The 17,471-nt window shown below is 35.9% G+C and carries 17 protein-coding genes; 14 read left to right on the plus strand and 3 right to left on the minus strand.

Annotation, left to right across the window (positions count from 1 at the left end; genetic code table 11):
* Window positions 1-67 precede the first annotated feature (67 nt).
* On the plus strand, window positions 68-1,249 hold the full coding sequence (gene ftsW / locus V7S50_RS02105; RefSeq protein WP_242252059.1) for a putative lipid II flippase FtsW: 1,182 nt from the start codon (window positions 68-70) through the stop codon (window positions 1,247-1,249).
* A gap of 333 nt (window positions 1,250-1,582) precedes the next feature.
* Window positions 1,583-5,029, plus strand: a complete 3,447-nt coding sequence (gene pyc / locus V7S50_RS02110) for a pyruvate carboxylase (RefSeq protein ID WP_098555035.1) — start codon at window positions 1,583-1,585, stop codon at window positions 5,027-5,029.
* An 80-nt stretch (window positions 5,030-5,109) separates the two neighbouring features.
* Here the strand turns inward: pyc and ctaA are convergent, their stop codons facing one another.
* On the minus strand, window positions 5,110-6,045 hold the full coding sequence (ctaA, locus tag V7S50_RS02115; RefSeq protein ID WP_063221194.1) for a heme A synthase: 936 nt from the start codon (window positions 6,043-6,045) through the stop codon (window positions 5,110-5,112).
* Window positions 6,046-6,543: 498 nt separating this feature from the next.
* Here ctaA and ctaB point away from each other — a divergent pair, with 498 nt between their 5' ends.
* The 6 genes from ctaB to ctaG all read left to right on the plus strand — a co-directional run bounded on the left by ctaB (window position 6,544) and on the right by ctaG (window position 12,457).
* On the plus strand, window positions 6,544-7,467 hold the full coding sequence (gene ctaB, locus V7S50_RS02120; RefSeq protein ID WP_063221193.1) for a protoheme IX farnesyltransferase: 924 nt from the start codon (window positions 6,544-6,546) through the stop codon (window positions 7,465-7,467).
* Between the two features lie 93 nt (window positions 7,468-7,560).
* Window positions 7,561-8,610: a cytochrome c oxidase subunit II gene (coxB, locus tag V7S50_RS02125; protein WP_000745271.1), complete on the plus strand. Its 1,050-nt coding sequence runs from the start codon at window positions 7,561-7,563 to the stop codon at window positions 8,608-8,610.
* 60 nt (window positions 8,611-8,670) lie between these two features.
* Complete coding sequence (gene ctaD / locus V7S50_RS02130) at window positions 8,671-10,506, plus strand: cytochrome c oxidase subunit I (protein WP_179958627.1); 1,836 nt, start codon at window positions 8,671-8,673, stop codon at window positions 10,504-10,506.
* Window positions 10,506-11,129: a cytochrome c oxidase subunit III gene (gene ctaE / locus V7S50_RS02135; protein WP_242252058.1), complete on the plus strand. Its 624-nt coding sequence runs from the start codon at window positions 10,506-10,508 to the stop codon at window positions 11,127-11,129. The genes ctaD and ctaE overlap by 1 nt, the downstream gene beginning before the upstream one ends.
* Window positions 11,130-11,133: 4 nt before the next feature.
* On the plus strand, window positions 11,134-11,466 hold the full coding sequence (gene ctaF, locus V7S50_RS02140) for a cytochrome c oxidase subunit IVB (RefSeq protein ID WP_000985703.1): 333 nt from the start codon (window positions 11,134-11,136) through the stop codon (window positions 11,464-11,466).
* Window positions 11,467-11,551: 85 nt separating this feature from the next.
* Window positions 11,552-12,457: a cytochrome c oxidase assembly factor CtaG gene (gene ctaG, locus V7S50_RS02145; protein ID WP_242252057.1), complete on the plus strand. Its 906-nt coding sequence runs from the start codon at window positions 11,552-11,554 to the stop codon at window positions 12,455-12,457.
* 36 nt (window positions 12,458-12,493) lie between these two features.
* On the opposite strand, the gene V7S50_RS02150 is transcribed toward ctaG, so the two are convergent.
* Window positions 12,494-12,859, minus strand: coding sequence for a YugN family protein (locus V7S50_RS02150; RefSeq protein WP_063221190.1), 366 nt, complete (start codon window positions 12,857-12,859; stop codon window positions 12,494-12,496).
* A gap of 206 nt (window positions 12,860-13,065) precedes the next feature.
* Between V7S50_RS02150 and V7S50_RS02155 the strand changes: the two genes are divergently transcribed.
* From V7S50_RS02155 to V7S50_RS02180, 6 genes are all read left to right on the plus strand, one after another.
* Window positions 13,066-14,100 (plus strand): CAP domain-containing protein, encoded by a 1,035-nt coding sequence (locus V7S50_RS02155; protein ID WP_242252056.1) that lies wholly within the window; start codon window positions 13,066-13,068, stop codon window positions 14,098-14,100.
* A gap of 186 nt (window positions 14,101-14,286) precedes the next feature.
* Complete coding sequence (locus tag V7S50_RS02160) at window positions 14,287-14,736, plus strand: YlbD family protein (RefSeq protein WP_309259263.1); 450 nt, start codon at window positions 14,287-14,289, stop codon at window positions 14,734-14,736.
* Between the two features lie 11 nt (window positions 14,737-14,747).
* Window positions 14,748-14,993: a YlbE-like family protein gene (locus V7S50_RS02165; RefSeq protein ID WP_001200991.1), complete on the plus strand. Its 246-nt coding sequence runs from the start codon at window positions 14,748-14,750 to the stop codon at window positions 14,991-14,993.
* Between the two features lie 82 nt (window positions 14,994-15,075).
* Entirely contained in the window at window positions 15,076-15,648 is a 573-nt protein-coding gene (locus V7S50_RS02170; RefSeq protein WP_060633175.1) for a histidine phosphatase family protein, read from the plus strand.
* 116 nt (window positions 15,649-15,764) lie between these two features.
* Complete coding sequence (locus V7S50_RS02175; RefSeq protein WP_000634353.1) at window positions 15,765-16,217, plus strand: YlbF family regulator; 453 nt, start codon at window positions 15,765-15,767, stop codon at window positions 16,215-16,217.
* Between the two features lie 126 nt (window positions 16,218-16,343).
* The gene (locus tag V7S50_RS02180) at window positions 16,344-16,610 is read left to right on the plus strand and encodes a YlbG family protein (protein WP_002080814.1); all 267 of its coding nucleotides are present in this window, start codon (window positions 16,344-16,346) and stop codon (window positions 16,608-16,610) included.
* Window positions 16,611-16,664: 54 nt separating this feature from the next.
* Here the strand turns inward: V7S50_RS02180 and V7S50_RS02185 are convergent, their stop codons facing one another.
* The gene (locus V7S50_RS02185) at window positions 16,665-17,054 is read right to left on the minus strand and encodes a DUF7147 family protein (RefSeq protein WP_001972633.1); all 390 of its coding nucleotides are present in this window, start codon (window positions 17,052-17,054) and stop codon (window positions 16,665-16,667) included.
* Window positions 17,055-17,471 lie beyond the last annotated feature (417 nt).

Consider the following 17,471-nt stretch of genomic DNA (forward strand, 5'->3'; position numbering starts at 1 on the left):
AGCAGGAAGAATCAATGTACATATGGAATACAACAATAATTAAATTGAAACAGAGAGAGGAAATGAAATGAAAAGAGTATGGAAATCAATGGATTATTCATTATTACTTCCTCTTGTTATCTTATGTGTGTTGGGAGTTATAATGGTATATAGTTCTAGTTCCATTGTCGCGATTTCGTCGAAAAATAACTGGCCAGCAGATCACTTTTTTAAAAAACAATTAGTTGCTCTTGCTATTGGAACGGTAATACTTGTGATTGTAGTTATAATCCCTTACAAATTGTGGAGGAAAAAAATAGTTCTTGCAGCGATGGGGTTAGGAAGTATTGGTTTACTAACAGCAGCTTTCCTTTTCGGTAAGGTAATCAATGGTGCAAAAGGATGGATACTAGGTATACAGCCAGCTGAGTTTGTAAAAATAGCAGTTATTATTACGCTAGCAAGTTTTTTTGCTAAGAAACAAGAGAGGCAAACCCCTTTTTTTCAAGGGATAATACCTCCCTTATTTGTTGTCGGTGGATCGATGGTATTAATTTTATTACAAAATGACTTAGGGACTGACATATTAATAGGTGGAACAGTGTTAATTATGTTCTTCTGTTCAGGAGTTAATGTTAACTTGTGGATAAAAAGATTTTTATTAACATCTGTCGTGTGGATTCCAGCGTTGTATTTTATTGGAAACTATAAATTGAGTCAATACCAAAAAGCGCGATTTTCAGTTTTCCTTGATCCATTTAGTGATCCACAAAAGGATGGATTTCAATTAATAAATTCATTTGTTGGAATTGCCTCAGGTGGGTTAAATGGTAGAGGATTAGGAAATAGTATACAAAAGTATGGCTACTTACCAGAGCCGCAAACGGATTTTATTATGGCGATTATATCTGAAGAACTAGGTTTTATAGGTGTAGCTATCATTTTAATCTGTTTACTACTTATTATCATTCGTTCGTTTAGAGTGGCACAAAAATGTAAAGATCCATTTGGAAGTTTAATTGCAATCGGAATTGCAAGTTTAATTGGAATACAAACATTTGTTAATGTTGGTGGTATGTCTGGATTAATACCGCTTACAGGGGTACCTTTACCGTTTATTAGTTATGGTGGTAGTTCTTTATTGGCTAATCTAATCGCGATGGGTATATTATTAAATATTGCTAGTCATGTAAAACGAAAAGAGAAACAGCAAAATGAGGAAATGAAAGAAAGAGAACAAGATGGACCACGTCTTGTAGTTGTAAAATAAAAAACACATTGTGCTTTAGAGTGCGATGTGTTTTTTATTTTTTAGAAATATTAAATATGATACATTAATTGGTATTTATAATAAAAAATATATCACATTAAATCAAATGTGATATACAATTAAGTTGTTAGAAAAGGAAGAGGTATGCTATACTATTTTTGTGAAACAAATTCCACAGAAAACTTATCATTTGTTAAAAAATAAGGTATGATGGATAAAAATAAAGTGAAGCTTTCTAAGTATAATATAATGTAGAAAGTGAAGAACTTCACGCTCTTTAGGGTGTGTATATATTTTATCTCTAGAGTGGTAGGAAAGTAGAGGGGGAAAATCATGACAAAGCTGCAACGTATTCAAAAAGTATTGGTAGCTAACCGTGGAGAGATTGCAATTCGTGTGTTTCGAGCTTGTTCGGAGCTTGGATTAAAAACAGTTGCAATCTATTCTAAAGAGGATAGTGGTTCTTATCATCGTTATAAAGCCGATGAATCCTATTTAGTTGGGGAAGGGAAAAAGCCAATTGATGCTTATCTAGATATTGAGGGCATTATTGAGATTGCGAAAAGTAATCATGTAGATGCAATTCACCCTGGATATGGTTTCTTGTCAGAAAATATTCAATTCGCAAAACGTTGTGAAGAAGAAGGAATTATCTTTATCGGTCCAAAAAGTAAGCATTTAGATATGTTTGGAGATAAAGTAAAAGCAAGAACACAAGCGCAGCTAGCACAAATTCCAGTTATTCCTGGTAGTGATGGTCCAGTAGATTCGGTAGAAGAAGTTAAAGAATTTGCTGAAAAGTATGATTACCCGATTATAATTAAAGCTTCCCTTGGTGGTGGCGGCCGTGGTATGCGTATTGTACGTACTAGTGAAGAATTAAGAGAATCGTATAATCGAGCGAAGTCAGAAGCGAAAGCAGCCTTTGGTAATGATGAAGTATACGTTGAAAAATTCGTTGAAAAACCTAAACATATAGAAGTTCAAATTTTAGCAGATGAAGAGGGAAATGTTGTTCATTTATACGAGCGAGATTGTTCTGTACAACGTCGTCATCAAAAAGTTGTAGAAATAGCACCAAGTGTATCACTTTCAGATGATTTACGTCAGCGTATTTGTGATGCTGCTGTTAAGTTAACGAAAAATGTAAATTATTTAAACGCAGGAACAGTTGAATTCCTTGTGAAAGATGATAATTTCTATTTCATTGAAGTAAATCCGCGTGTTCAAGTAGAGCATACAATTACAGAAATGATTACAGGAGTTGACATCGTTCAATCACAAATTTTAATAGCTGATGGACATGCATTACATAGCAAATTGGTAGGTGTTCCAAAGCAAGAGGAAGTTGTTGTACATGGATTTGCAATACAATCTCGTGTAACGACTGAGGATCCACTAAATAATTTCATGCCGGATACTGGAAAAATTATGGCATATCGATCAGGTGGTGGCTTTGGAGTTCGTCTTGATACAGGTAATAGTTTCCAAGGTGCTGTTATTACACCGTACTATGATTCTTTACTTGTAAAAGTTACAACATGGGCGCTTACTTTTGAACAAGCTGCTGCAAAAATGGAACGTAACTTAAAAGAATTCCGTATTCGTGGTATTAAAACTAATATTCCATTCCTAGAGAATGTAGTAAAACATAAAAACTTCTTATCAGGGGAATATGACACTTCATTTATTGATGCGTCACCTGAATTATTCTTGTTCCCGAAACGTAAAGACCGCGGAACGAAAATGTTAAATTACATCGGGACAGTAACAGTAAATGGCTTCCCAGGAGTAGGGAAAAAAGAGAAACCAATTTTCCCGGATGCTCGTATACCGAATGTATTACACTCAGAGCCGATCCAAAATGGAACGAAACAAATTTTGGATGAGCGTGGAGCAGACGGATTAGTAAAATGGGTACAAGATCAAAAACGTGTACTTTTAACGGATACAACATTCCGGGATGCGCATCAGTCATTACTTGCAACGCGTATTCGTACAAAAGATTTACATCAAATTGCAGAGCCGACAGCGAGAATGTTACCGAATTTATTCTCAGCGGAAATGTGGGGCGGTGCAACGTTTGATGTTGCATATCGTTTCTTAAAAGAAGATCCATGGGAACGATTACTAGATCTTCGTGAAAAAATGCCAAATGTTTTATTCCAAATGTTACTTCGTTCTTCAAACGCAGTTGGTTACAAAAACTATCCGGATAATTTAATTCAAAAGTTTGTGGAGTGTTCTGCTCAAGCTGGAATTGATGTGTTCCGTATTTTTGATAGCTTAAACTGGGTAGAAGGTATGAGAGTTGCAATTGATGCTGTACGAGATACTGGTAAAATTGCAGAAGCAACGATGTGCTACACAGGGGATATTCATGATCCGTTACGTAGTAAATATGATTTAAATTACTATAAAAATTTAGCAAAAGAATTAGAAGCATCAGGAGCTCACATTTTAGGTATTAAAGATATGGCGGGCTTACTAAAACCAAACGCAGCATATGATTTAGTTTCAGCATTAAAAGAGACGGTATCGATTCCGATTCACCTGCACACACACGATACGAGTGGAAATGGTATATTAACGTATACGAAAGCAATTGAAGCAGGTGTTGACATTGTCGATGTAGCAGTAAGTTCTATGGCTGGGCAAACGTCACAGCCAAGTGCGAACACGCTATACTATGCGTTAGGTGGAAACGAAAGACAGCCAGATGTTAATATAGATTCATTAGAAAAACTATCTCATTACTGGGAAGATGTACGTAAATACTACGCACCGTTTGAAAGTGGTATGAATGCTCCTCATACAGAGGTATATATGCACGAAATGCCAGGCGGACAGTATAGTAATTTACAACAACAAGCGAAAGCGGTTGGCTTAGGAGATCGATTCGATGAAGTGAAAGTAATGTACCGCCGTGTGAATGACATGTTTGGTGATATTGTTAAAGTAACGCCATCATCTAAAGTTGTCGGTGATATGGCATTATTTATGGTTCAAAATCACTTAACAGAACAAGATGTTTTAGAGCGTGGGCATTCTATGGACTTCCCAGGGTCTGTCGTTGAAATGTTCTCAGGAGATTTGGGGCAGCCATACGGTGGTTTCCCGAAAAAGTTACAAGAAATTATTTTAAAAGGGAAAGAACCATTAACAGTAAGACCAGGTGAATTATTAGAGCCAGTAGATTTCGATGCGTTAAAAGAAGAGCTATTCCATAAACTTGGGCGCGAAGTGACGATTTTTGATGTCGTTGCATATGCATTATATCCAAAAGTATTTATGGATTACGAAAAAGTTGCTGAGCTTTATGGAAGTGTATCTGTGCTTGATACACCGACATTCTTCTATGGTATGAGACTTGGTGAAGAAATCGATGTGGAAATTGAGCAAGGTAAAACATTGATGGTTAAACTAGTGTCAATCGGAGAGCCTCAGGCAGATGGAAATCGTATTCTTTACTTGGAGTTTAATGGTCAACCACGTGAGATTGTTGTGAAAGACGAAAGTGTGAAAGCAACAGTTGCACAACGTGTGAAAGGAAACCGTGAAAATCCAAACCACATTAGTGCAACAATGCCAGGAACGGTTATTAAAGTCGTTGTAAAAGAAGGCGATGAAGTGAAAAAAGGCGATTCTATGGCAATTACTGAAGCGATGAAAATGGAAACGACAGTTCAAGCGCCGTTCAATGGTAAAGTGAAAAAAGTATATGTTAACGATGGAGATGCAATTCAAACGGGTGACTTACTCATTGAATTAGATCACTAAAATAGAAAAGAGCTGTGGAAATGCAGCTCTTTTTCTTTATTGTAAAAAAATACCTTGCCAATTCGGCAAGGTATTTTAATTTATTTTGTTTGTTTAGAAGTTGATTCAGCTTCTTTTGCATTCACTTTACTTCTTGTTCCTAACATAACTAAATAGCATAGTACAGCAAACAAGCAAGAAATGAATAGGGAATGTAATAATGCCATTGCTAAACTAGCATTTGTAAATACGACTAAAATTCCTACTATGGCTTGAAGTGTAACAAGGATAAATGAAATGATCCATCCCCAGTATACGACAGGCTGCTGCTTGTAATGGCGAATAGCGAGAATCATCGCGTATAGTATCCAAACAAAGATTAACATGGCTGCCAATCTATGTCCCATTTGAACCCACTCATGTAGTTGAGTCGGCATAGGTCTATTTTTGCTACATAAAGGGAAGTCTGGACAGGCTAAGCTAGCTCGTTCGTGACGTACTAAAGCTCCTGTGTAGACAACGAGATAACAGTAAATTGTTACACCATAAATATGAAATTTCATTTTTTTGTCCATAATAAGTGAACGTGCATCAAATTTCTGGTCAATTTCAAAGATGAGACACGTTAATAAAATGACAGAAGCAAATGAAATTAAGGAAATACCAAAATGGATAGCAAGTACAGCTGGCATTTGCCCCCAGACAACTGCAGCGGCTCCCATTAATGCTTGTGCAACTAAAAATACGAAGGATAAAATTGCTAACGTTTTTGTTTCGCGCACATGTTTATAATATTTCCAGGACAAAATACAAAGGAGAGTGACAAGAATTCCTGCTGATCCTGATGTAAGGCGGTGACTTAGTTCAATAATAGTTTCCATTGATAAATTAGATGGAACAAATTCACCGTTACAAAGTGGCCATGATTTACCGCAGCCTTGGCCGGAACCTGTTTTTGTAACTAAAGCGCCTCCTAATAAAACTATTAATAAATCAAGACTTGTAATGACTGCTAACCATTTAATAAAGCGTTGCAATCTCTTTCACCATCTTTCTGCTATGAAGTTATTGCGAAATATTTTCATTCCATTATGTATAGAATAAAACGCGCTAGTTCCTATGATATATAAAAAATAATAAAATAGCAAAGAAATGGCGGGTGTAGACAGGGGAGAGAAAATCGGTGTGGAAATAGAATGTATAAGGGAATTTTTGGTTGAAAAACAGGCTATTTTGAAAAGAAATGGGGAGAATACGTGTTAAATATGACAAAAAAGTTTATTATAGAAGGTAACATCATGTTATGATAAGGATAAGTCAGAATTCAGTTTTTTATATTCGACACAAAAAGTTCATGTTTTCTTCACAAAATGTTCGGGAAATATGATTTAATATATTGGAGTATGGGCGTAGATTAGTAGTAGAATGGGTTAACAATATTTCTACTGTAATAATATTGCTATATAAAAGCGAATTATTTCATTCGAAATAGACGCAAAAAAGAAAGATGAAAGTTTTAAGAGGGGGTTAAAGTGATGAACCATGCAACAACTGAGCTGCATGATGAGTCTGCTGTTACAAGCGTACCGGAAACAACTCGGCTACAAGATTTAAAAGCACTCGTTAAAATGGGGATTGTAAACTCAAATACACTTACTGTATTTACAGGATTTTGGTTGGCGTTACACTTTAATGGATTAAGTGTAATGGATAATCTGGATAAGCTATTTTTTACAATCGTTGGTTCTGGATTAGTTATGGCAGGGGTATGTTGTTTAAACAACTACATTGATCGAGACATCGATCCATTAATGGAAAGAACAAAGACCCGTCCAACGGTTACTGGAAAGTATAAACCAGGATTTGCACTTACATTTGGATTAGTTATATTACTTCTTGGGTTTGTATTTTTATTATTAACAACACCAATGGCAGTATTAATGGGATTTATTGGTGCTTTCACATATGTTGTTCTATATACTTTATGGACAAAGAGAAAGTATACACTAAATACTGTTGTAGGTAGTATATCTGGGGCAGTTCCACCTTTAATTGGATGGGCAGCAATCGATCCATCTTTAGGCCATCCAATTGCTTGGATGCTATTTTTAATTATGTTTATTTGGCAAATCCCACATTTCCTTGCATTAGCGATGAAACGTGTTGATGAATATCGAAATGCAGGAATTCCAATGCTTCCTGTAGTTCATGGATTTGAAATTACGAAACGCCAAATTATGATTTGGACAGTATGTTTATTACCACTACCATTTTATATGAGTGGACTAGGGATAACATTTATGGTAATTGCAACATTGCTTAACATCGGTTGGATCGTTTTAGGATTTTATGGCTTCCGTAAGCAAGATGACATCAAATGGTCTGTACAAATGTTTGTTTATTCCCTAAATTATTTAACAATCTTATTTGTATTAATGATTGTAGTTACATTCTTCTAAGACAACGACATAATTGGATTTCTTTACGTTGAGATTTACTTTACTTAACTATAAAGTACAATCTAATTCACAAGGAAAGTGGGGGTTGTTTGTATGAAGAAACAGTGGCGACTGCTTTCGTTCGTTTCACTGCTGGCTTTACTGTTAGGGGGATGCGGTAAAGCCTTTCAATCTACTTTAATTCCGCAAGGAGAAGTAGCAAAAATGCAATATGATTTGCTCTTATTAGCGAGTGCAATCATGGTAGGAGTAGTACTAGTAGTTACTATTATTTTCTTGTATGTAATTGTGCGTTTCCGACAAAAGAAAGGTCAGGAAGATTATATTCCAGAGCAAGTTGAAGGGAATCACAAGCTAGAAATTATATGGACAGTTATTCCGATTATTCTTTTACTAATCTTAGCTGTTCCGACGGTTACATATACATTCAAACTTGCTGATGTAAGTGCGATGGAGAAAAAGAATATTGATAAAGATACTATCGTTGTTGATGTAACAGCGAATCTTTATTGGTGGGAATTTTCTTATAAATCAGAAAAAATAGTAACTTCTCAAGATTTAGTCATCCCCACAGGTAAGAAAGTGTATTTGAATTTGAAGGGTGCCGATATTAAACACTCATTTTGGGTTCCGTCTTTAGCTGGAAAAATGGATACAAATACAGACAATGTGAACAAAATGTGGTTAAAGGCAGATAAATCGGGCACTTATAATGGTTTTTGTACAGAATTTTGCGGCCCATCACATTCTTTAATGCAATTCAAAGTGAAAGCTTTAGATGAAAGCGAGTACAAAAAGTGGCTTGCTGATATGAAGAAGATTGATGGGAAGAAAGAAGTAGCTTCAACAAAGGCGCAAGAGGGCCAAGAAATATTTAATAAAAGCTGTATTGGTTGTCACGCAGTAGGATCTAATGATAGTAGACCACCTTCCGCTCGTATCGCACCAAACTTAGCAAACTTTGCGGATCGCGATACAGTTGCCGGCATTGCCGAAAACAATGAAGAAAACTTAAAAAAATGGCTGAAAGATCCTGAAAATATGAAACCAGGAAATAAAATGACTGGTAAATATGGCAACTTAACGGATGATCAAATTGATGCATTAAATGCATACTTACAAACGTTAAAAGTTGAAAAGTAAAGAGGGATTATTCGCGAAGGGGAGGTTGAAAACGTGAGTTCTGTAGCAAAAAAACAGGGGATGGGTGCTGTCATATGGGATTATTTAACGACAGTAGACCATAAAAAGATTGCCATTCTCTATTTAATTGCAGGTGGATTGTTTTTTATAATAGGCGGAATAGAAGCTTTATTTATTCGCCTTCAATTAGCGATTCCTAACAACGCTTTTCTTGTTGGGGATGCTTATAATCAAGTATTAACCATGCACGGTACAACAATGATTTTCCTCGCAGCTATGCCACTCGTGTTTGCATTTATGAACGCCGCTGTACCACTTCAAATTGGTGCACGTGATGTAGCGTTCCCGTTTTTGAATTCACTCGGATTTTGGTTATTTTTCTTTGGTGGAGTATTTTTAAATTTAAGTTGGTTTTTAGGTGGAGCACCTGATGCAGGATGGACATCTTATGCATCTTTAGCTTTAGCCTCTAAAGGCCATGGTGTTGATTTTTATGTACTCGGCTTGCAAATCTCCGGTATAGGTACATTAATTGGAGGTATTAACTTCCTTGTAACCATTATTAATATGCGTGCGCCAGGGATGACATATATGCGTATGCCGATGTTTACATGGACGACATTTGTAACATCTTCACTAATATTATTCGCTTTTCCGCCGTTAACTGTAGGATTAGGACTTTTAATGTTAGATCGTTTATTTGGAACAAGTTTCTTTAATCCAGCACTGGGCGGGAATACAATTATATGGGAGCATTTATTCTGGATTTTCGGTCATCCAGAAGTATACATTCTTATACTCCCAGCTTTCGGAATATTCTCAGAAATATTTGCCACATTTTCGAAAAAACGATTATTTGGTTATTCGTCAATGGTGTTTGCGACAGTATTAATTGGATTCTTAGGATTTATGGTATGGGCGCATCATATGTTTACTGTTGGGCTGGGTCCAGTTGCGAATGCTATTTTCTCAGTTGCAACAATGGCGATTGCGGTTCCGACCGGTATTAAAATATTCAACTGGCTCTTTACAATGTGGGGCGGAAGTATACGTTTTACGACACCGATGATGTGGGCAGTAGCTTTCATTCCATCATTCGTAATGGGGGGAGTTACAGGTGTTATGCTAGCATCTGCACCAGCTGATTATCAATTTCATGATAACTATTTCGTAGTAGCTCATTTTCATTATGTAATCGTCGGCGGTGTTGTATTTGGTTTACTTGCAGGAGCTCATTATTATTGGCCACTCATGTTTAATAAAGTATTAAATGAAACGTTAGGAAAGATAACATTTTGGCTATTCTTTATCGGTTTCCATTTAACGTTCTTCATTCAGCATTTCCTTGGGTTGATCGGTATGCCGCGTCGTTACTACACATACCTTGAAGGTCAAGGGTTGGAAATGGGGAATATGATTAGTTCTATTGGAGCGGTGTTTATGGCTCTTGGAACGATTGTTCTTCTATTCAATGTAATTAAAACAACAGTATCAAAAGAAAAGGCTGGTCGTGATCCATGGGATGCACGAACGTTAGAATGGACGATGCCAGCACCTACACCAGAATATAACTTTAAACAATTACCATTTGTTCGCGGGTTAGATCCGTTTTGGATTGAAAAACGTGAAGGGAATAAAGAGATGACAGCGGCGGAACCAGTTGGTGATATTCATATGCCAAATCCATCATTTTCACCATTTATCATTTCTTTAGGATTGTTTATAGCGGCATTCGGTGCAATGTATATGCAGGGTGGAAAAGATAAGTTTTGGTTATTAGTAGCAATTATTGGTTTAATTATCACATTTGGCGCAATGTTCCTACGTTCAGTAATCGATGATCATGGATATCATATTCATAAGGAAGATTTAGAAGATAAGGGGGGCAAGGCATAATGCATGTAGATGAAAAATTAACGAATGAAACATTTCCAGCAGAGCCTGAAAAAGCAACCCTTGAGGGAAAAAATAAGTTTGTCGGTTTTTGGTTATTTCTTGGAGGCGAAACAGTATTGTTCGCTTCCTTATTTGGCACATATTTAGCGTTAAAGAATTCTACAAATGGTGGACCAACATCTCAAGAGATGTTCCAAATGCCACTTGTTTTCATTATGACGATGCTTTTATTAACGAGTAGCTTAACGAGCGTATATGCGATGTATCATATGAAAAACTTTAACTTTAAGAAAATGCAACTTTGGCTGTTAGTAACAGTGTTGCTAGGTTTAGGGTTTTTAGGGTTTGAGATATATGAGTTTTATCATTATACGCATGAATTTAAGCATACTATGAGAAGTAGTGCCTTTGGTTCCGCGTTTTATGCTCTTGTTGGTACACATGGACTCCACGTATTGTTTGGGTTGTGTTGGATTTTAACATTAATCTGTAGAAATGCGAAGAGGGGTCTAAATTTATACAATGCACCAAAGTTTTATGTTGCATCGATTTATTGGCACTTTATTGACGTAGTTTGGGTGTTTATTTTCACTGTAGTATATTTAATGGGAATGGTGGGATAAACAAATGGCGATAAAGCAAACGAATAATCCTAAAGTTGATCTTGTTTATCGGAAGAGGAAAAGTGCAGAGGAAATGAAGCATCAAGTTATTACATTTGCATTAATGATTTTTTTAACATTAGTTGCGTTTGTAGCAGTAGCATATCCGAAAACGTTTAGTCCGACTTTCTCAGTACCATTTATTTTACTATTAGCAGTGGTACAAGTAATTTTTCAATTGTATTATTTTATGCATATGAGTCATAAAGGACATGAAGCGGCAAGTTTCTTTCTTTATTCTGGTCTGTTAATCGGGTTAATTACAATTTTAGCTTTTATGACAATTGTGTGGATTTGAAAAGTGAAGAATAAGGGAGCTTGTGTTGTCACAGCTCCCTCTTCATATTATGTGAAAGGATAACCTTAAGAAGGTAGGTGTGACAATGAGTAACTTGTGGATATTTGGTTTTCAAGCTCTATGGAGTCCAATCTTTTTATTATTTATGCTTTCGATCCTTATTGGGTATTTTTTAATTATTGGGCCATATAGAATGCGATTTGAACATGCGACGAAGGTAAGTAAGAAGCAAGTTTTCTATTTTACGACCGGTATTGTTCTTTTGTATTTTGTAAAGGGAGGGCCTATTGATTTAATTGGTCATATTATATTTAGTGCACATATGTTTGAAATGGCAGTTATGTATATTGCAGTTCCGCCGTTATTGTTGCTTGGTATACCAGTTTGGTTATATCGTTATATTACTTCCTTTAAGTTCGTTCAAATTATATTAAAGGTATTTGCTAAGCCACTTATTGCATTGTTTGTATTTAATGGCCTGTTTTCTTTTTATCATTTACCAGTTGTTTTTGATGCAGTAAAACAAAGTCAAATTGCTCATCCTATTTGTCTAGCTATATTGTTCTTTACGGCGATCATGATGTGGTGGCCGATGCTAAATCCATTACCAGAATATCAAACGTTAAGTGATATAAAGAAACTTGGTTACATGTTTGCTAATGGTATATTATTAACGCCAGCTTGCGCGTTAATCATTTTTGCGACTGCACCGTTGTTTGCAACATATACGGATCCGGCTGCTTGGATGAAGGCGATGGAATTATGTGTACCAGCAGGAACTTTATCAGATTTAAATATAACTGGACCAGAATTTTTACACTGGATGCCAGTTGTACAAGATCAACAAACAGGCGGCATCATCATGAAAATTGTCCAGGAAATAGTGTATGGTACAATTATCGGCTATGTATTCTTTCGATGGGCGCGTCGAGAGCGTGAAAAGGATAAAGAGCAGTTGCAGCAATTACCGCCGTATTTACAAACGAAATAAAAGTGAGTGCATCATATTGATGCACTCACTTTTATTTTATTCAATGATTTGGAATTCTTTTAACTCTTTTTCGATATTTTGTAGGAGCTGTTCACTTTTTTGAAGTACATTCGTTGGGAAAGTTTCGCCATCACCATATTCAACGCCGTGAGGATAATAATGTTTACCTAATAAGGGAGGAAGTAGCTTTATTTCAGCGTGTCTACTACCAATGTCACCTTCAACAGCTAAACCTTGTACACGCAAATAATAAACATCATTTAATATTTCAAATTTATAATCGTATGTAACTCGTTCATAATCCCACTGTCCAGCAAGTACAAAATGGTTCTTTTCCATAATCTCTGTTAATAGTGTTAAATCAACGACTGCCCCATTAAATTTCGTATTTGTAAATTGCATATAATACCTCCTCTTTTAATGTTACATCATTATTTTTATAATAGTATGAATAATAAGAAAGTGCAATTCATATTGAGAGAAAAGGGATAATCCAGACTTTTTTTGCGAAAATATGATATAGTGAAAAGAGTACGGTACACACAAAAAAGGAAAGAAAAGGATTTGTGTATATCTCAATTTTATGTTTTGTGCAGGAGGTATATCGATTGAAGAAATTATTGCGTATCGTAATGATTACATTTTTAATTTTAGCTGTTGATTTATACGGGAAATTACTCGTTTCACAATATATATTAACCCCATCTCAATCAAAGCAAGAAAATAAAATTGTGAAAAAGAAAAAACAAGTAAATGAAGACTCTTCCGATACTGTTTTAAATATGATTGGTGGGGACTCTGAAAATTTATTAGCAAAATGGGGCGAACCTTCTCGAATAGAGCCATCTGCTTACGGATATGAATGGTGGGTATACAGTCAAGATTTAGCTCAGTATGTTCAATTTGGGGTTGCTGAACGTAAAGTTGTAACGGCGTATGTTGCTGGTGAGCAAGTTAAGGTGCCGCCCTATTATATAAATGAAAAGTATGAAGACGTGTATAAAAAGAATCCACTCTCTCATGAGATTTCGTTAAAAAGAGGGAAAAATAGTTATCAATTTGAGTTATCTGATACCGAAGTGATGGAACAACCATTAATACCTGTAGAAGATGGCTGGGCACAATTATATTTTGATCATTTTACACATGAGCTTGTTGGTGTTCGTTATATGGATGACGAAACATTATTACGTCAAAGACCGTATCAGCTTGTTTATTCAGGTGAATTACTAGCAGAGCAACCATTGACTCCAGATAAACTGAAACAAATAGAGAATGGGAATATGCAACAAATTTTTGATTTAACAAATATTATTCGAAGCCGTCATAAGTTACCGTTGTTAGCTTGGGATCAACAAACAGCAGATGTGGCAATTGGTCATAGTAAAGATATGAAGGATAATAATTACTTTTCACACGATTCACCTACATTAGGTACGTTAGGAGATCGTTTGCAGCGCGGGAAAGTAGGATTTCAACTTGCTGGTGAGAACATAGCGGCGCAACATAGTGATGGAATTGCGGCGTTGCAAGGTTGGTTAAATAGTGAGGGACATAGAAAGAATTTATTGAATGAACAATTTACAGGATTAGGTGTTGGTGTATACGATAAGTTTTATACACAAAACTTTATTCGGAAGTAAAGTGAAATTGTAAGTTGTGGCTGGGACACCTCCCGGATAATTGCTTTGTATTCAATGAATTGTAGGTGCGAAACTTATCCTATGCAAATAGAAGAAAAAAAAGGTGCATGAATCGTCTAAAAATAGGCGAACCATGCGCCTTTTTTTTCTTACTATATAGTAGATATACATGAAGAGGTGAGGATTATGCCAACAACAAAAGGACCGTTACATCCATCGGTTCAACAGTTTAAAGAGTTTGTAAACCATCACCCTAAAATGGTTCATGAAGTTAGAAGTGGTCACAAAACTTGGCAACAGTTTTATGAGGAATGGTACTTACTTGGTGAAGAAGATCCGATATGGGCAACTTTTAGACCTGATGGAGCGCCTGCTTTTTCTTCGGTAAAAGAAAATAAAAAAGAAAAAGAAAAAGAAAAAGATAATCGAACTGAAGAGGAAAAAACTGCTGATGTGATGGGACAAATGCTTTCTTTCTTTAAAAAGCTAGATGTAGAACAAATGCAACACCATTTAGCCAATGTAACGAGTGCTATTGGTAGTGTGCAACAAGTTTTTCAACAATTTCAAGGAAAGCGCACACAGCAAGAAGAAAGTACTTCCGAAAATAATCCATTTTTCTTTCAGAAGGATTAGGGGGAAAGCGGATGAGAGCAGAAATTATGGAGTTTATAAAGGCTGATGAGGATTTATCTCGCTATATTAGGGAGCAACCGTACTGGTATAGAAAACTAACGCGAAACCCTGAAGAAAAAGAGGCATTTGAGTTAGCGGCCATGCAACATTTCAAAAAAACGATACCAGATAAAGTTGAGAAATTTCAAAATCAATTGGCAGTTGCTTCCATTATGATCGATATGTTTCAGTATATGAAGCAGCAAAATACAACATAATTGGAAGGGAAAACTATGTCCGTCATGCAGAACTTTTGATACAATAGAAGCGGATTATTTAAAAAGGAGTTGCAGCATGAGCATGACGGAAATTTGTTTAGTACGACATGGACAAACTGATTGGAATTTTCAAGAGATTATTCAGGGACGTGAAGATATTCCACTTAATGAAGTAGGGAAGAAGCAAGCGAGCCAAAGTGCGGCTGCTTTGCAAGCAGAGGCATGGGATATAATTATAAGTAGCCCATTAATTAGAGCGCAAGAAACAGCTAAGGAAATTGCAGGGGCTACTGGGTTACAATCGATTTTATTAGATGAGCGATTTGTTGAACGTAATTTTGGTGAAGCTTCTGGGAAGCCGGTTGCGACTGTTAGGGAATTAATTGCAGAAGGTAAAGTAGAAGGTATGGAGCAAGATGAAGAGATTGTAGCTCGTTGTTTTGCTGCGGTAAAAGATGTTGCAGAAACTCATTCTGGCAAACGTATTATCATTGTAGCCCATTCACATGCGATAAAAGCAATTTTACATGCAATTGCACCAGAAGATATTACGTTTAAAACACCGTTAAAAAACGCATGTATTAGTTATGTGAACGAAAATAGTGGGAAATGGGATGTTCTTAAATATAATATTGCGGAACATATTAACGTATAAGTGTGTGCTGACATTATATAAAAAATAGTTAGAATGATGTCTTTCTATTTAGTGAGACACTTCAATTAGTAGTTCTATTCTAAATGTGGTATGATGAATACTCGGAGGTGTCTCTCATGATTGTAGCGACGCTAGAAAGCGTATTAATATTAGATAAGGCAGAGCAGCTTGCAAAAGCGATCATCTGTTCAGATATAGCAGAAGATTATCGTAAGTGTTATAAAGAATTGCATGAAGATATGGAAGTTCAGACGTTAATTCAGCAATTTACAGCGATGAAAGAACGATATGAAGAAGTGCAACGTTTCGGTAAATACCATCCTGACTATACTTTTGTTTCGACGAAAATGAGGGAGTTAAAGCGTTCTGTAGACTTACATGATAAGATTGCAGCTTTTAAACGAGTAGAAACGGCTTTGCAAAAGTTGTTAGATGAAGTTAGTGTAGCAATCGGTTCTGAGGTGTCTTCTTCCATCAAAGTTCCAACAGGAAATCCATTTTTTGATGCTGGTGGCTGTGGTGGCGGTTGTGGTACCGGCGGAGGTTGCGGCTGTAAAAAAACGGGGTAATTTACCCCGTTTTTTAGAAGATAGAAGAAAACGTATACAGAGTTTGTCCTGTAATGTTATAAATTTCTGATTGGTTTTCATAAAATATAAAATATATGTTTTTAAAAGGAGAAGATGGAGAAGATTATGTTCGGGCAACGACAAAGTATGATTGTTTATTTACATTCATTGAAACATGCCAAGATTTTAAGGAAATATGGTAACATACATTACATATCAAAACGCTTAAAATACGCAGTAGTATATTGTGATATGGAACAAATTGAGCATATGATGCAAAAGTTGAATAAACTTCCTTTTGTGAAAAAGATAGAACAGTCGTACCGCCCGTACTTAAAAACGGAATTTGAAAATTCACGTCCTGATCGGGCAAAGGAATACGATTATAGCTAATAGAAAAAATCCCCTGCTAATTTTAGTGGGGGATTTTTTACTTGAAATAACACTTTATTTCATTGGAGGAATGAAATTATTCATTCGTAAAATACCAATTAAATGGTTGAAAAACAGTTCTTTTTCTGGGAAAGTTGTGGATGGTTTTACCGTAAAGGTAGTTACTTTTTTCCCTAGTTGTTCTGCCGTTTCTTCAAATAAAATGACGCGTTTACTTTTTTTATTTTCAAGTACAGGAATGCCTTCACGACATATGTATAATGGTTGGAAATCACCAGTAGTAGTTGGTTTTAATATTACAACAAGTGAGCACACTTTTTTTTCATTTTTAATCGTTTCAAATTGTAACATATGTGCTATACGTTCTTGATTTGCTTTGGCAATTTCAAGTAATTCATATAAATCAGAGTAGCCTTCTCCGAGTTCTATAAAGCGTTGAATCATATTTTTTCCTCCTCTTTCTTTTACTGTATCATCTCGCTTTTTAAATGAAAAGTAGACAAATAAAAAAAACCCTGCAAAGCAGGGCCCTTCTTATACTAGCATGTACTAGTAAGAAGGCAAAGGGAGAGGAGAAACCGGAGGAAGAACTTATGGGGAAACGTAAGTCTTCTCCGCGGTTGGCAACAACATCGAAGGTGATGTTGTTATAATTATTTATGTCCAATCTAAATGAAGATATACATCATCAAATTAAATTTTATGTTGGGCTTTTTATTTTTCTTTTTTTTATTTTATGATAGGATAAAAAAGGTAAAGTGAAACTTTAATCGACGGGGTATTCCTTGCTGATTATTAGCCTTCACCAATTGGGCGTTAACGCGGGATAAAGTGAAACGAATATACATAATGGATTCGTGT

The sequence above is a fragment of the Bacillus sp. CCNWLW194 genome, assembly GCF_037120585.1.
GTDB classification, from domain to species: domain Bacteria; phylum Bacillota; class Bacilli; order Bacillales; family Bacillaceae_G; genus Bacillus_A; species Bacillus_A basilensis.

Coding starts and splice junctions, on each gene's coding strand:
- ctaF (WP_000985703.1), top strand. CDS start 11,134: ATGGCGATAAAGCAAACGAATAATCCTAAAGTTGATCTTGTTTATCGG.
- coxB (WP_000745271.1), top strand. CDS start 7,561: ATGAAGAAACAGTGGCGACTGCTTTCGTTCGTTTCACTGCTGGCTTTA.
- ctaE (WP_242252058.1), top strand. CDS start 10,506: ATGCATGTAGATGAAAAATTAACGAATGAAACATTTCCAGCAGAGCCT.
- V7S50_RS02185 (WP_001972633.1), bottom strand. CDS start 17,054: ATGATTCAACGCTTTATAGAACTCGGAGAAGGCTACTCTGATTTATAT.
- ctaD (WP_179958627.1), top strand. CDS start 8,671: ATGGGTGCTGTCATATGGGATTATTTAACGACAGTAGACCATAAAAAG.
- ftsW (WP_242252059.1), top strand. CDS start 68: ATGAAAAGAGTATGGAAATCAATGGATTATTCATTATTACTTCCTCTT.
- V7S50_RS02150 (WP_063221190.1), bottom strand. CDS start 12,859: ATGCAATTTACAAATACGAAATTTAATGGGGCAGTCGTTGATTTAACA.
- V7S50_RS02160 (WP_309259263.1), top strand. CDS start 14,287: ATGCCAACAACAAAAGGACCGTTACATCCATCGGTTCAACAGTTTAAA.
- ctaB (WP_063221193.1), top strand. CDS start 6,544: ATGAACCATGCAACAACTGAGCTGCATGATGAGTCTGCTGTTACAAGC.
- V7S50_RS02180 (WP_002080814.1), top strand. CDS start 16,344: ATGTTCGGGCAACGACAAAGTATGATTGTTTATTTACATTCATTGAAA.
- V7S50_RS02170 (WP_060633175.1), top strand. CDS start 15,076: ATGACGGAAATTTGTTTAGTACGACATGGACAAACTGATTGGAATTTT.
- V7S50_RS02165 (WP_001200991.1), top strand. CDS start 14,748: ATGAGAGCAGAAATTATGGAGTTTATAAAGGCTGATGAGGATTTATCT.
- pyc (WP_098555035.1), top strand. CDS start 1,583: ATGACAAAGCTGCAACGTATTCAAAAAGTATTGGTAGCTAACCGTGGA.
- ctaG (WP_242252057.1), top strand. CDS start 11,552: ATGAGTAACTTGTGGATATTTGGTTTTCAAGCTCTATGGAGTCCAATC.
- V7S50_RS02175 (WP_000634353.1), top strand. CDS start 15,765: ATGATTGTAGCGACGCTAGAAAGCGTATTAATATTAGATAAGGCAGAG.